At 59.0% G+C, this 14858-nt stretch carries 14 protein-coding genes and 1 tRNA gene; 9 read left to right on the top strand and 6 right to left on the bottom strand.

The genetic code is table 11. From position 1 onward, the window contains the following. Positions 1–180: 180 nt before the first annotated feature. Both JZI28_RS02045 and JZI28_RS02050 read right to left on the bottom strand, forming a co-directional pair. Positions 181–270 (bottom strand) — tRNA-Ser (locus JZI28_RS02045). A gap of 212 nt (positions 271–482) precedes the next feature. Further along, positions 483–1859 carry an aspartate aminotransferase family protein gene (locus tag JZI28_RS02050; protein ID WP_375699072.1) on the bottom strand — a complete coding sequence of 459 codons (1377 nt, stop codon included), beginning with the start codon at positions 1857–1859 and terminating at the stop codon, positions 483–485. Positions 1860–2022: 163 nt separating this feature from the next. Between JZI28_RS02050 and JZI28_RS02055 the strand changes: the two genes are divergently transcribed. From JZI28_RS02055 to JZI28_RS02065, 3 genes are read left to right on the top strand one after another with little or no spacing between them, the layout of a single operon-like run. After that, entirely contained in the window at positions 2023–3207 is a 1185-nt protein-coding gene (locus tag JZI28_RS02055) for a M24 family metallopeptidase (protein ID WP_353400736.1), read from the top strand. 5 nt (positions 3208–3212) lie between these two features. Beyond that, on the top strand, positions 3213–4367 hold the full coding sequence (gene argE / locus JZI28_RS02060) for an acetylornithine deacetylase (RefSeq protein ID WP_375699073.1): 1155 nt from the start codon (positions 3213–3215) through the stop codon (positions 4365–4367). Beyond that, on the top strand, positions 4368–5084 hold the full coding sequence (locus JZI28_RS02065) for a GntR family transcriptional regulator (RefSeq protein ID WP_375699074.1): 717 nt from the start codon (positions 4368–4370) through the stop codon (positions 5082–5084). Positions 5085–5123: 39 nt separating this feature from the next. Here the strand turns inward: JZI28_RS02065 and JZI28_RS02070 are convergent, their stop codons facing one another. Beyond that, positions 5124–5813: an NnrU family protein gene (locus JZI28_RS02070; protein WP_375699075.1), complete on the bottom strand. Its 690-nt coding sequence runs from the start codon at positions 5811–5813 to the stop codon at positions 5124–5126. A 907-nt stretch (positions 5814–6720) separates the two neighbouring features. On the opposite strand from JZI28_RS02070, the gene JZI28_RS02075 reads away from it, so the two are divergent. The 5 genes from JZI28_RS02075 to JZI28_RS02095 all read left to right on the top strand — a co-directional run bounded on the left by JZI28_RS02075 (position 6721) and on the right by JZI28_RS02095 (position 11268). Then, positions 6721–7857, top strand: coding sequence for an ABC transporter substrate-binding protein (locus JZI28_RS02075; protein WP_295453093.1), 1137 nt, complete (start codon positions 6721–6723; stop codon positions 7855–7857). 62 nt (positions 7858–7919) lie between these two features. After that, a complete protein-coding gene (locus JZI28_RS02080; RefSeq protein ID WP_295453097.1) occupies positions 7920–8840 on the top strand; it encodes a branched-chain amino acid ABC transporter permease in 921 nt (306 codons plus the stop codon). Position 8841: 1 nt separating this feature from the next. Then, on the top strand, positions 8842–9825 hold the full coding sequence (locus JZI28_RS02085) for a branched-chain amino acid ABC transporter permease (protein WP_297338689.1): 984 nt from the start codon (positions 8842–8844) through the stop codon (positions 9823–9825). After that, a complete protein-coding gene (locus tag JZI28_RS02090) occupies positions 9818–10582 on the top strand; it encodes an ABC transporter ATP-binding protein (RefSeq protein ID WP_375699076.1) in 765 nt (254 codons plus the stop codon). Before JZI28_RS02085 ends, JZI28_RS02090 begins: the two co-directional genes overlap by 8 nt. Next, a complete protein-coding gene (locus tag JZI28_RS02095; protein ID WP_375699077.1) occupies positions 10579–11268 on the top strand; it encodes an ABC transporter ATP-binding protein in 690 nt (229 codons plus the stop codon). The genes JZI28_RS02090 and JZI28_RS02095 overlap by 4 nt, the downstream gene beginning before the upstream one ends. Positions 11269–11336: 68 nt before the next feature. On the opposite strand, the gene JZI28_RS02100 is transcribed toward JZI28_RS02095, so the two are convergent. The 3 genes from JZI28_RS02100 to JZI28_RS02110 form a co-directional block, all read right to left on the bottom strand. Next, a complete protein-coding gene (locus JZI28_RS02100; RefSeq protein WP_375699078.1) occupies positions 11337–12725 on the bottom strand; it encodes an MATE family efflux transporter in 1389 nt (462 codons plus the stop codon). Between the two features lie 305 nt (positions 12726–13030). Then, positions 13031–14118 (bottom strand): IS3 family transposase gene (locus JZI28_RS02105; protein ID WP_375697739.1). Its coding sequence is split into 2 segments (ribosomal slippage): positions 13031–13857 and positions 13857–14118, totalling 1089 coding nucleotides; the frame shifts between segments, so codons are not numbered across the junction. A 136-nt stretch (positions 14119–14254) separates the two neighbouring features. Then, on the bottom strand, positions 14255–14539 hold the full coding sequence (locus JZI28_RS02110) for a hypothetical protein (protein ID WP_375699079.1): 285 nt from the start codon (positions 14537–14539) through the stop codon (positions 14255–14257). Between the two features lie 36 nt (positions 14540–14575). Between JZI28_RS02110 and JZI28_RS02115 the strand changes: the two genes are divergently transcribed. Continuing rightward, positions 14576–14857 (top strand): hypothetical protein, encoded by a 282-nt coding sequence (locus tag JZI28_RS02115; RefSeq protein WP_375699080.1) that lies wholly within the window; start codon positions 14576–14578, stop codon positions 14855–14857. Position 14858: the final 1 nt, after the last annotated feature.

The following is a 14858-nucleotide window of genomic DNA, read 5'->3' on the forward strand; positions in this document are numbered from 1 at the left end:
ATTGTACAGGTGCATGCATCTTTAAGTGGTGAGGTTAGATCAGTGCTTCGGTCGCATCGTCCAGTACATTTCAACTCGCTTCTTGCGAAGCTTTCGGTAAAAAAAACTTGGTCAATAACGGTGGTCAATGTTGGTCAGTGCCATCACCTAAGTCATTGATATGACTACATTTAGGTGTGGTGGCGGAGACGAAGGGATTCGAACCCTCGAGACCCTTCCGGGCCTACTCCCTTAGCAGGGGAGCGCCTTCGACCACTCGGCCACGTCTCCGCTGACCCGTATATGTCTGGGGCTCGGGGGTGACAAGGCCCAAAAAGGAGGGCTGAAGAATTTTTTTGTCAGATCTTTGGTTGGGTAATGCGGCGCCGGCTGTGGAGCTGATGGCGGTGTTGTGGTGACGGCCCGCAGCGATGCGGGCCGGCGTGTTTTTCGTTAGGCTGCAGCGGTTTTCAGGATCGAGCTTTGGCTTGGGCCTGTTGGTCTCAGCTGGGCAAGACCGCCTCTACGGCGCGTTTGGTTGCGGCGACCACGGTATCGGCCTCGCTGCGGCTGAGGCAGAAAGGAGGGGCGAAGCCCAGGATGTCGCCCTGTGGCATGGCACGGGCGATGACGCTGTCCTGCGCCAGCAAAGTGGCAGAGATCTGCGGGCCGATCTTGTCAGCGGCATCAAAGAAGGTGCGGCTGTCGCGATCCTGTACAAATTCCACCGCGCAGAGCATGCCTTCGCCACGGATATCGCCAACATGGGGGTGATCGCCCAGGGCGTCGCGCATGCTTTGCTGCAGATAGGCACCGGTTGAGCCGGCATTTTCGATCAGGTTCAGCTCATCAATCAGCTTGAGGTTGGCAACCCCGGCCGCCGCGCCGATGGGGTGGGCGGAATAGGTCCAGCCATGGCCGATGGGGCCGTTTTCATCGGTGCCTTGCTCCAGCACTTTCCAGACCTTGTCAGAGACGATGGAGCCGGACAGAGGCGCATAGGCAGAGGTCAGGCCCTTGGCGATGGTGATGATGTCGGCCTCCAGCCCATAGTGATCAGAGCCAAACATGGTGCCCAGACGGCCAAATCCTGTCACAACCTCATCGGCAACCAGCAGGATGTCGTGCTTTTTCAGAACTGCCTGAATTGCGGACCAATAGCCTGCAGGGGGCGGAACAATGCCACCGGTGCCCAGCACCGGCTCACCAATAAAGGCGGCGATGGTGTCGGCGCCCTCGCGCTCGATCATGGCTTCCAGTTCAGCGACGCAATGGGCCACAAATTGTTCTTCGCTTTGGTTCTGATCTTCGCGGCGGAAGTAATAGGGCGCTTCGGTGTGCAGCACCTGGGCCAGCGGCAGGTCGAACTTCTTGTGAAACAACTCAAGCCCGGTGAGCGAGCCGGTAACCAGCCCGGAGCCGTGATAGCCGCGCCAGCGCGAGATGATCTTTTTCTTTTCGGGGCGGCCCAGAATGTTGTTGTAGTACCAGATCAGTTTGACATTGGTTTCATTGGCGTCCGAGCCGCCGAGGCCGAAATAGACCTTGGACATATTGGCCGGTGCCCGGTCCAGGATCATCTTGGACAGGGTGATGGAGGCCTCGGTGCCGTGGCCCACATAGGAGTGGTAATAGGCCAGCTCCTTGGCCTGGGCGGCAATGGCTTCGGCAATTTCCGGGCGGCCATAGCCGACATTGACACAGTAAAGCCCGGCAAAGGCATCCAGCAGCTGGTTGCCGTCGCGGTCTTCGATGTGGACACCGCTGGCGGTTTTGATCACGCGCGAGGGGCTTTCACCACGGGCATGCTGAGCCAGATGGGTGGAGGGGTGAAAGAAATTATCGCGGTCCCAGCTGTCTAGTTGATCGTTCTTCAGCATTATTTTTTCCCGTAGCTGTCGCGTAGAATTTACGCATTTGTGTACAACGGCAAATGAATCACTTGCCTTTACGGTGAAACTTGGCAGTAATCCGGGAGAAACTCCATGATGTTTTTACTGTTGTACACATCACAACTTCTTATACCTCAGAAAGGATACCGTATTGGCTCCAGGAAATGCCCCGTTCAGCCGCGCTGAATACGACCGCCGTATCGCCAAGACCCGTGCGGCCATGCACCAGGCAGGGATCGAGCTGCTGTTTGTGACTGATCCGTCAAATCAGGCCTGGCTGACCGGCTACGATGGTTGGTCATTTTATGTGCATCAGGGGGTGCTCTTGGGGCTGGAAGGGGAGCCGGTCTGGTGGGGGCGGCATATGGACAGCATCGGGGCAGGGCGCACCTGCTGGATGTCCGCCGAGCATATCCACGGCTACGCCGACCACTATGTGCAATCGACCGAGCGCCATCCGATGCAGGATTTGGCTGACCGTATTCGCGCTCTTGGTTTTGAGGGGGCGCGCATTGGTGTCGAGATGGAGAATTATTACTACTCCGCCAAGGCCCATGCTGTGCTGGTGGCCGAGCTGCCGCAAGCGCAGATGTTGGATGCCACTGCCCTGGTCAATTGGCAGCGGCTGGTGAAATCGGAGGATGAGATTGCCTTTGTGCGCAATGCCGCCCGGATCACCGAAAAGGTCATGCAGGTCGCGATTGAGCGGGCTGAACCGGGCCTGCGCAAAAACGATCTGGTGGCGGATATCTATCATGCCGGGATCACCGGGGTGGATGACCTTTGGGGCGACTACCCGGCCATTGTACCGCTGACCCCTTCGGGTCTGGACGCAACAGCGGCGCATCTCACCTGGAATGGGGTGCCGATGCGCGAGGGCGAGGCCACCTTCTTTGAGCTTTCCGGGTGCTACCGCCGCTATCATGCGCCGCTGTGCCGGACTGTCTATCTGGGCACGCCACCGGAAGAAGTGCTGCGGGCCGAGGCGGCGCAGCTGGAGGGCATCGAGGCCGGGTTGCAGGCGGCGCGGGCGGGCAATCGCACCTGTGACATCGCCAATGCCTTTATTGATGTCCTCAAAAGCCATGGCATCGACCGCAATGGCCGCTGCGGCTACCCCATCGGGCTCAGCTACCCACCAGATTGGGGCGAACGCAGTGCCTCGATCCGCAGCGAGGACACGACTGTACTGGAACCGGGCATGGTCTTTCACTTTATGCCCGCCCTGTGGATGGATACCTGGGGGCTGGAGACCACAGAGACCATTTTGATCACCGAAGATGGTGCGGCAGAGACGCTGTGTGATGTTGAGCGCAAGCTCTTCGTCAAGGGGTGAGGCCGGTGGAGTTGCGGGATCGCACCTGCGAGATCCTGGGGGATCTGATCGCCTTTCCCACCCTGTCCAGCGACAGCAACCAGGCGCTGATTGCCTATGCGGCGGGGCTGCTGGAGGACTGCGGCGCCAAGGTTGACCTCACCTCTTCCCCCTGTGGGACCAAGGCCAATCTCTTTGCCACTTTGGGGCCAGAGGTGGACGGTGGCATTCTGCTGTCGGGGCATAGTGATGTGGTGCCGGTGACGGATCAGGACTGGAGCTCGGACCCCTTTGTGATGGCGGAGCGGGATGGGCGGCTTTATGGGCGCGGCGCCTGCGATATGAAGGGCTTTATCGCGGCGACACTGGCCATGGCGCCGACCTATGCAGCGGAGGTTGGCGCGCGACCGCTGCATTTTGCCTTTACCTATGACGAAGAGGTCGGCTGCTTTGGCGCCCAGCACCTGGCGGCAGATCTGCAAACGCGCGGGCTGACGCCGGGTGTGGCCATCATCGGTGAGCCTACAGAAATGCGGGTGATCGAGGGTCACAAGGGCTGCTATGAATACAGCACTCATTTTCATGGACTCGAAGGCCATGGCTCGGCCCCCGATCTGGGCGTCAATGCGGTGGAATATGCGGTGCGCTATGTGGCGGAGCTGTTGCAGCTGAAACAGCGCCTGCGCGGCATGGCCCCGGCGGGGAGCCGGTTTGATCCGCCCTGGACCACGGTAAATTTGGGGGCGCTGCAGGGTGGCGTCGCCCATAATGTCATCGCCTCAAAGGCGCAGGTGGATTGGGAAATGCGCCCGGTGACGGCCAGCGATGCGGATTTTGTAAAAACCGCCCTGCGCCAGCTGTGCGAAAATGAACTGTTGCCGGAAATGCGCCGGACCTATCCTGAAGCGGATATCACCCTGGAAACCATCGGTGAGGTCGCCGGGCTGCTCCCTATGGAGCAGAACGAGGCCCGCCGCATTATGGCAGAGCTGACAGGCGCCAATGGGGCTGACCTGGTTGCCTTTGGCACCGAAGCGGGTATTTTCCAGGCCCTCGGCATGGATGTGGTGGTCTGTGGTCCGGGCTCGATCAATCAGGCGCATAAGGCGGATGAGTATCTGGCCCTGGATCAATTGGACCAATGCCTGACGGTGTTGCAGCGACTGAAGGAGCATCTGTAGGTGAGCGATAACCCGTCACCACAAGGGGCTTTGTCACCCCAAGAGGCTTTGGAGGATGCGGGGCTTTCGGTGCGGGACCGTCATGCCTTGATGCATCACGAGATCCGTCAGCGGATTTGCCTGCTGGATTACCTGCCGGGAACGCGCCTCTCTGAGGTGTCCCTGGCAGAGGAATTTGGCACCAGCCGCACGCCGATCCGTCGGGTGCTGGCCCGGCTTGAGGACGAGGGGCTGGTACAGTCCGTTCATGGTGTTGGCACCGTTGTTACCGATGCGGACCTGACCGAGCTTGAACAGGCCTATCGCCTGCGGGTCGAGCTGATTGCCTTGACCGCGCGGCTGGATCCGGTTCTGCCGGATGCGGGTTTTATCGCTGCGTTTGATCAGCTGGTGCAGCGCGGCGCGGATATCGTCGCCAATGGAACCGCCCGGGCCTTTACCCAGTTTGACATAGATGTGTTTCAGGTGTTGCTGCAGCTGACCGCCAACCAACCCCTGCGCCAGACCCTTGAACGGTACTATTTTCAGACAAAGCGGCTATGGCTGCGGGCGGCCAGCGAGGCCCATTTGGATCTGGAAGAAGAGTTCCGCATCTTTCAGCACGAATTGGAGGCCATTCAGCTGGCCCTGCGTGCCGGAGATGTTGAAGCCGTGGCGCATATCCAGCGCGCACACATCTCGATGAGCCTGAAACGGCTTCAGCTCAAGAGCCGCTAAGGTATCCTTGCAAGATCAGTCCCGCCAGCCGCGTCTCTGCTAGGGAAACGGCCAGGCGCCAATCACCGCTTCGTGCAGCGGCAACAGCGCGGCCCAGCACAACAGCCCCAGCAGGCAACGTGGTGCCAAAGCACTGGCGTTTTGGCGCAACCAGTGGCGGCGCACCAATGGCCTGAGTGACAGCCAAGAGGTCTGGGAAAAAAATACCTCTGCCTGTGCCCCCATCTGGCGCGCCGATTTTCTGTCAAACCCCCACATGGCCACCAGCGGGAAGCTGGCAAAGGTGCCAAACAGAATGACATGGGCCAGTTCGCCATTGACCACCAGATGCGCGCCGGCCCAGATCAGCAGGGCCAGCAATAGCGGATGGCGGCTCACAGCGGCAATTCCGGGATTTGTGGCGTCAAATTCCGCCCCCTTTCTAGAGCCTAATGTATTGGGGCTGCGCAGTCCCAAGCCGCAAAAAATCAGCACAAAGGCCAGCGGCATTGCCAGATTGGGGATCCAACGCATCCAGGGGTAATGTGGCCAAATCGCCACCCGCGGAGCCTCTCCAACGGCGACGATCACCCAGGCAAACAAAAGCAGCGACACAGCGCCATAGAGCGAGAAATAGATCGATCGCCCCAGCTTGGTGATCAACCGGTCGCGCAGGCCACCAATGCGCGGGATGATGTGGCTGCTCAGAAAGGCAGTGAGGGAAAGCGCAAAGTTCAGCCAGTCGGCCATTTTAGTCAAACTCCCTGTAGGTGCGGGGGCAGCATTCTGTGCCGCTAGATGGTGATAGATCATAGCTTGGATCTAGAAAACACCCGCCCAGGCACCAAAACGCCTAATTCGGTGAATCATTTCGGCTGATTCTACGGCTGCTCTGCCCCTTCACCTGCTGGGAATCGGTGCGATTGGTGCCAGGGTTTGCGCTGTGATGAGAGCTGCCCCCTTGGGCCCGGTGGCCCCTGCGCAGATCGCCGGGCGGGGGAGAGCTTAGAATTTGTGCGCTTGGGACTGGCGACTGTAGCGCGCATCGCGGGCGACATCCTATCGCTGGGCGGGTATGCGAAGCCTGGCGGCCCTGACCCTTTTGGGGGAGGCTCACGTGCCCCGGTGTCACGGTGGATTTGTCTTGGCTACGGCACAAGATCCAGGCGCAGCGCTGGCCAGACACAACGATGCAAACAGCTGCAATCCCTTAACAGAACACAATAATAGCACAGGACTGCGGCGGAGAGCGCCTCTCCTGGCAGTCATGGTGCTCTGTGCGGCCTGACATTATCACGGCGACAGGTTTTGCTGGCTGTGTGACTAAATGGGCGTGTTCCAAACTGCCTAGGTCAGACCCGGTAAAGGTGTAGTCGCAAGGGCACCGGGCGTTCCAAAAGGGGGCGCTTTTGCGGGCGGTGCTTTAGGGTTCAATATTTTAACCTTGAAACAATCAGCACTTGCCGCTTACAGTTTTAGACAGGTCCTGCCCAACATCGTCATAGGGCTGCCCGGTTTTCGTCAGTCTTCAGCGCTGGGGTCACCGGGATGGGCAAGAATAACTGGCGCCCCTCACCTGATGTGGGGATAGTAACGTCATGGCACCTGCGACCAACGCGGGGCAAGCACACTGAAGTACTATGGGAGAATGTGACTAATGAAAATTCTGAAATCACTGGCGATGGCAACGGCTGTGTCGACCCTTGCGCTCTCGGCGCAGGCCGATACCAAAATTGGCATGATCACAACCCTGTCCGGCGGCGGCGCTGGGCTGGGCGTTGACGTGCGCGATGGCTTTATGCTGGCCATCGAGGCCGCAGGGCGCGACGATGTTGAGGTGGTGATCGAGGACGATCAGCGCAAACCCGAAAGCGCCGTGCAGATTGCCGACCGCATGATCCAGTCCGAAAAGGTTGATATCATGACCGGTATCATCTGGTCGAACCTGGCCATGGCGGTGGTGCCTGCGGCAACCGCGCAGGACGTGTTTTACCTTTCTCCCAATGCCGGCCCTTCGGCGCTGGCGGGGAAACGCTGCCACAAGAACTATTTCAACGTCGCCTGGCAGAACGACAACCTGCACGAAGCGGCGGGTGCCTATGCCAATGATGCGGGCCTGACAAACAGCTTTGTTCTGGCGCCGAACTATCCGGCGGGCAAGGATGCACTGACCGGTTACAAACGCATGTATGGCGGGGAGCTGGCCGGTGAAATCTACACCAAGCTGGGCCAGACGGATTATGCAGCCGAGATTGCACAGATCCGGGCCTCTGGTGCGGACTCGGTCTATTTCTTCCTGCCCGGTGGTATGGGGATTTCCTTCCTCAAACAATATGCCGACAGCGGTGTGGATCTGCCGGTTGTGGGCCCGGCCTTCAGCTTTGATCAGGGTATCCTGCAGGCCGTGGGCGCCGCCGCGCTGGGCATCAAGAACACATCGCAGTGGAACAAAGACATCGACAATGCGGCCAATGCGGCCTTTGTTGCTGACTTCCAGGCGAAATATGGCCGTCTGCCATCGCTCTATGCCAGCCAGGGGTTTGACACAGCCAACCTGATCCTCAGCGCACTGGACAAGGCCGATGTCAAAGACCAGGACGCCTTCCGCGCGGCGCTGGAAGCGGCTGAGTTTGACTCGGTGCGTGGTGACTTCAAATTTGGCAACAACCACCACCCGGTGCAAAACATCTACGTGCGTGAAGTGATCCAGGAAGGTGATGTCTTCACCAACAAGATCATCGCCACCGGTCTGTCTGATCACGCGGACGCCTATGCGTCTGAGTGCAACATGTAAACGACCTTGAAAGGTGGGGCCGCGCGCTGTCGTGGCCCCAACCCAAGGAAAGAAATCCCCTCATGTCTCTTATTCTCATTCTTGAGCAGGTCCTGAACGGTTTACAGTTCGGGGTCATGCTCTTCCTGATGGCTGCTGGTCTGACCCTGGTCTTTGGCGTCATGGGGTTGATCAACCTCGCCCATGGTGCGCTGTATATGGTGGGAGCCTTTGCTGCCGCTGCCGTAGCGGGCTGGACCGGCTCCTTTGTGCTGGCGCTGATGGCCAGCCTTGCCGCCGCCGCCGCCGCTGGTGCGCTGGTGGAGGTCACTGTCATTCGCCGCCTGTATGATCGCGATCATCTGGATCAGGTGTTGGCAACCTTTGCGCTGATCCTGATCTTTTCCGAGGGCACCCGCTGGCTGTTTGGATCCTTCCCGCTGTTTCTGGATGTGCCGAGCTATCTGTCCGGCCCGGTGACGCTGCCGGGAGGCATTCAGTATCCGCTTTACCGTCTGGCGATTATCGTCATTGGTCTGGTGGTCGGAGCAGGCTTGTTCTGGCTGATTGCGCGGACGCGCATCGGCGTGCAGATCCGCGCTGGCGAGGCGGATCGCGAGATGATCGCAGCCCTGGGCGTTGATATCTCCAAACTCTACACGCTGGTTTTTGCGCTCGGCGCCGCCCTGGCTGGTCTGGCGGGCGCGCTGGTTGGGGCAATCCAGTCGGTCCAGGTCGGCATGGGAGAGCCGGTGCTGATCCTGGCCTTTGTGGTCATTGTCATCGGCGGCATTGGCTCGATCAAGGGGGCGCTGGTTGGTGCACTTTTGGTGGGGCTGACGGATACCCTGGGCGGCGTGTTCCTGCCACGGCTGTTTGCGCTGTTGATGGAGCCAGCTGCCGCTGCATCCTTGGGGGCCTCCTTGGCTTCGATGTTGATCTATATCCTGATGGCGGCTGTGCTTTTGGTGCGCCCGTCCGGCCTATTTGGGGGGAGCGCATAAGATGGGGCGCGAGAGACTATTTAATGCGGTGATTTTGCTGGCCCTGCTGGCGGTGCCGCTGATGGCCTGGCAAATGGATGAACCCTTTGTCATCACCCTGGCAACCAAAGTCGCCATTCTGGCGCTGGCCGGCGTCGGGTTGAACATCGCCCTGGGGCTGGGCGGCCTGGTCAGCCTGGGCCATGCGGCGTTTTTTGGTATCGGCGGCTATGCCATGGGCATTCTGGCCTCACATGCGCAGAATTACGAGCCGCTGTTCAACTGGCCCTTTGTGTTTGAGGGCAGCAATCAGATGCCGCTGATCTGGCTGGTGGCGGTGCTGGCCAGCGCCACCGCGGCGCTGGTGATCGGCGCACTGTCCCTGCGCACCTCGGGGGTCTATTTCATCATGATTACCTTGGCCTTTGGTCAGATGCTGTATTATTTTGCCATCAGCTGGTCTGCGTATGGCGGCGAGGATGGCCTGTCTATCTGGGTTCGCAACGAGATGCCGGGGCTGAATACACTTGTCCCGATCCAGTTCTTTTCCGTCGCCTTTGGGCTCCTTTGTCTGACGCTTTGGATCTCGTCGCGTCTGGCGCAATCCGCATTTGGCCTGGCGCTTTCTGCCGCCCGTCAATCAGAGGACCGGGTGCAGACCGTTGGTTTGGCGCCTTTCAAGCTGCGGCTCATGGCCTTTGTGATCTCTGGCGCGATCACCGGCCTTGCGGGGGCGCTGTTTGCGGATCTCAATCGGTTTGTCAGCCCAACGATGCTGAGCTGGCACACCAGTGGTGAAATCATGATCTTTGTCATTCTTGGCGGGGTGGGGCGGCTTTATGGACCTCTTGTGGGCGCGGCAGTCTATATCCTGTTGGAGCATCTTCTGGGGGGGATCAGTGAATACTGGCAGATTTTCCTCGGATTGTTGCTGCTGGGCATGGTGCTGTTTGCGCGCGGCGGTTTGATTGGTGCCCTGTTGGGCCGGGAGGTGGCGCATGACTGATCTGGTTCTGCAGGTCCACAACCTGTGCAAAAGCTTTGGCGCGCTGAAAGCCAGCAATGATGTCTCACTGGATCTGCGCCCAGGAGAAATCCACGCCCTGATCGGCCCCAACGGCGCAGGGAAATCCACCCTGATCAAACAGATCTCGGGCGGATTGCAACCGGATACCGGCCGCATTGAGGTGCTGGGGCAGGATGTCACCGCGCTGGATACTGTGGCACGGGCGCGGATGGGCTTGGGGCGGACCTTTCAGATTTCGTCCTTGGCGATGGAATTCTCGGTGCTGCAAAATGCGGTTCTCGGCGCGCTTGGGGCGCGCCGCGCCCGCGGTGGTCGGTTGGGCCTGTTTCGCAATGTGATGAAAGACGCGGATTTGCTCGCCACCGCGCAGGAGGCCCTGTCGCGGGTGGGGTTGGAGCAGGCGGCGCAGCAGCGCACCGCCGATCTGTCCCATGGCCAGCGTCGCCAGTTGGAGGTGGCAGTGGCCCTGACTCTAAAACCACGTTTGTTCCTGATGGATGAACCGATGGCAGGACTTGGCGCCAGCGGGTCAAAAGATCTCACCACCTTTCTGGACAGCCTGCGCCAGGAGGCTCCGATCCTGCTGGTAGAGCACGACATGGATGCGGTTTTTGCCCTGGCTGACCGGATCTCGGTTCTGGTCTATGGCAGCGTGATCGCCACCGGGACCGCCGATGAGATCCGCAATAACCCAGAGGTGCGCCGCGCCTATCTGGGGGAGGAGGAACTGACATGAGCCTGTTGCAAGTTCAGGGGCTGACGGCCTCTTATGGTCCGTCGCAGGCCTTGTTTGGCGTTGATCTGTCGATTGATGAGGGCGAGGTTTTGGCGCTGATGGGGCGCAATGGCATGGGCAAGAGCACCACGATCAAGGTGATTTGTGGCATGCTGGCGGCCTCATCCGGGGAGCTGCGGTTCGCTGGGACCGATCTGCGTCAGATGAAATCCCATCGCATTGCCCGGCTCGGGGTTGGCCTGGTGCCCGAGGGCCGTCGCTGCTTTGCGCCCCTGACGGTAGAGGAAAACCTGAGTGCTGCGGCGCGTCCGGGGGACTGGGATTTTGACCGGGTGGCAGGGCTGTTTCCCCGTCTGGCAGAGCGGCGCGATCAAAAGGCCGCCTCGTTGTCAGGGGGAGAGCAACAGATGCTGGCCATCGGACGCGCCCTGATGACCAACCCGCGCCTGTTGATCCTGGATGAGGCCACCGAGGGCCTGGCCCCGGTGGTGCGGCAAGAGATCTGGGAAGCAATTGCACAGTTGAAGTCGCAAACCGGGATGTCGATTCTGGTGGTGGACAAGACCCTGAAGGAGCTGGCTCAGGTCGCGGATAAGGCGGTGATCCTGAACAAGGGCGAAACAGCTTGGTCCGGTGGCATGGGCGAGTTGACGCCTGAGCTGACGGATCGCTTTCTCGGCGTCTGAAACTTTCGCAGACGGATCACAACGGCCCTGGGTGCATCTGCGCTCAGGGCCGTTTTTTTTGTGCAGGCCTAAGGCGCGCTGTTTTTGGGGTGAAACAGCCCCCATCGCAGCGGGCTACCTTGTGCCAGTTTCCACAGAACCAGCGCGGTGAGACAGCCGAGCATCACCTCGGCTATGGGACCAGCATACCAGACGCCGATCTCTCCAAACTGCAACGGCAGCAGAAACGTCAGTGGGATGGCAAAGGCGTAGGGCTTGCTGAGCCCTAGAATGGCAGCCTTGGTGGCGGAGCCGATAGCCTGAAAATAGCTGGCCAGCATCATCAGGGGCCCCATCAGGAAGAAAACACAGGTCATCACCGGCAGGATGCGGGTCACCTCTGCGATGACGGCCTGGTCTTCGACGAAGGCGCTGGCGATCTCGGCAGGGAGGGCCATCACCATCACCTGGACCAGGGTGCAATAGACAAAGGCGGCGACCAGCGCGATCTGCAGGCTGGCATCGGAGCGCTGCCACAGCTCTGCGCCGTAGTTGTTGCCGGTGATGGTTTGCATCGCAAAGGACAGGCCCAGCAGCGGCAGGAACGCAAAGGTGATGACGCGGGTGATGATGCCGTAGGCCGATACCGTGTCGGGATAGTTGGCGCCGCCAAACCACTGCAGAGCGGTGATGATCGCTGCAGACCCCAGCGCGAGACCCAGAAAGTTGAGACTTTGCGGCGCCCCCAGGGCCAGAATTCGGGACCAATAGCGCAGCATGGAACTGCGCAGCAGCACCGCCGGGCGCAGCTCGGTCGGGCCGATGAGGCGGAAACACAGGATAATGGCAAAGGCAAGCGCCTGCGCTGCTGCCGTGCCATAGGCCGACCCGGCCACGCCCATATCCAGCAGGGCAATCAGCACATAGTTAAAGCCGATATTGGCGATTGAGACCAGCAGGCTCATCAGTGCCATAAAGCCAACCCGCCCCTCGTTGCGCAGGGCGTCCGAATTGACCGAGAGCACAAACAAAAGCGGCGAGAAAAGCACGGTGATTTGCAGATAGATCACCCCCATCCGGGCCAGGTGTTCTGAGCCCCCGGCAATCAGCAGCGCCATGGGCTGGCCGAGAAAGAAGAACAGAGCAATTAGCCCCAGCCCCAGGCCAAGGGCCAACCCATGGGCGCCTGCAAATATACCCTGCGCGCGGGTTAGGTCTTGCGCCCCAAAGGCCCGCGCCAGCAGGCTGGACATGCCGTTTGAAACCAGCGTCGAAAGCGCCACAATCAGCATATAGATCGGAAACATCAAAGTGACGGCGGCCAGCGCATCCGGTCCGACATAGATGCCCAGAAACAGCGCGTCACTCACCGACAGCAGGCCGTTCATGCCCATCACCAGAATGATCGGCAGCGCAGTTTTAACATAGATGGCCCCCAATGGGCCATTGGTGAAGGTATTGGTGGGGGTGTCAGTCATATCCCATATCTCTCAAGTCAATCGCTTAGATGAAGATGGGACCCGCGTTGCCATCCGCGCGATTGGCGGAAAGAGATCGTCATTGGACGTCGCAGAACTTTACCAAGACAAAGCGTCAGCGGGAGGCAGGCGTCTACAGCCTGCCCTTTGGGTAGGCTGCATTTGTTTTGGCGTCAAGCCCCAGGGCTATGGCGACGCCGAACAGAGCCGGGGAGATCAGATAGTGACAGTTTGACGTCACCACGGGGCCATGCGGGCTATGACCCGGTAATCCCCCCATTTTTAATTGGGTCCAGCCGTAGAATTCACGCAGCCGTTTTCAGTTTCATGGCGGGTGTCATGCCGCCGATGCCCATGTTGGGTCGCTCGTTGTTGTAAGTCCAGAGCCATTGTGTTGCCTGGTCCTGTGCCTCCTCGATGGTTTCGAAGATGTATTGCCCCAGCCATTCGCCACGAACGGTGCGGTTGTAGCGCTCGATATAGGCATTCTGTTGGGGCTTACCGGGCTGGATATATTCGAGCCGCACATTGCGTTTCTCAGCCCATTCCATGAGCTTCCCGCTGACGTATTCTGGGCCGTTGTCCACACGAATAGCTTGGGGCTTTCCGCGCCACTCAATGATCTGGTTCAGCGCACGCACGACACGTTCAGCAGGCAGCGAGAAGTCGACCTCAATAGCCAGTCCTTCGCGATTGAAGTCATCCAAGACGTTTAATGCCCTGATCGACCGGCCATCCGCCAGCTGATCCGCCATGAAGTCCATGGACCAAGTTTCATTTGGTCTTTCAGGCACAGCCAGTGGTTCCGGCTTGTCCCGCTTCAAGCGTTTCTTCGGCTTGATACGCAGGTTCAACGCCAGCTCACAGTAGACCCGGTAGACACGTTTATGGTTCCAGCCATAGCCCTGCACGTTGCGCAGATACAAAAAGCACAGGCCGAAGCCCCAGGTCCGCTTGTTAGCCGTCAAGCGTTCAAGCCAATCTGCGATCTCTTCGTTGTCATCGCTCAGCACAGGGCTGTATCTATAGCAGGTCTCGCTGATCTCGAACGCACGGCAGGCCAGAGCTATGCTGACCCCATATTGCGCAACTGCATTCATGGCCATCTCTCGCCGATGAGACGGCCTTAACGCTTTTTTCCAAGCGCTTCTTTCAGCAGGTCGTTTTGCATGCTCATCTCGGCATACATGCGCTTCAGACGACGGTTCTCTTCCGCCATATCCTTCATCTCGGAAATCAAGGACGCGTCCATGCCGCCAAACTTGGCCCGCCATTTGTAAAAACTCGCGCTGCTCATTCCGTGCTCGCGGCAAAGCTCAGAGACCGGCACACCGCCCTCCGCCTGCTTCAACACTGCCATGATTTGCGCGTCGCTAAATCGTCCATTCTTCATCATAAATCTCCTCAGATATCTTGCCGAGAAAATTCTACTTTGGAACACCACTATTTTTAGGGGGGATTACCACCCGACCTTTGGTCTCCACCCCAACCGGGCAGGGCGTAGGCGCGCAGGCACGGGGCCAAACCTCTTACTCGAAGGCTTGCCGTATCTGCCGTTTGATCGCGTCGAATTTGCGGATGCTCGATTTGCGATTCCCGTAGCTTGAGAACCGCATCTTTACATAGCAATTGTTGACCACGCCCATGGTTAGAAAGTCATTTGTCACCGGCGCCCCTTGGGGTTCAAAGAATATCTCATATTCGACTTGAATCACTGAGGGAAAGTCTCCTGTCTCCTTTATGTTGACCGGCTGCTTTTGTGCAATATGTGTTCCACCTCCCATCTCAGTATAGGAAAGAAGGCGCTGCTTCATAGCGTCGGCTCCCGCTTGCGAGGCTTCTTTGAGCAAATGAACATTGCGGATTTTCCTGCGCCGCTGGTCATAGAAAAACAGGGTTGCCCAGCTCTTTCCGATTTAGCCAAATTGCAGCCCATAGCCTGCGCCGCGGCTGTCCTTTTCATAATTATGACTATCGGTCAGGGGAATTCCGCCCAGATGCCGGGGGGCGGAAGAATACAGGGTTTGGCATTGTTTGAGATCCGCAAAAGCGGGCGCAGCCAAACAGAAATATGCGCACAGGCAAACAAACAGTTTTTTCATTCAATGGCTCGCTTGAAATTTTTTCCCTAAC

The sequence above is a fragment of the Pseudophaeobacter sp. TrK17 genome, assembly GCF_042192375.1.
Classification (GTDB): Bacteria; Pseudomonadota; Alphaproteobacteria; order Rhodobacterales; family Rhodobacteraceae; genus Pseudophaeobacter.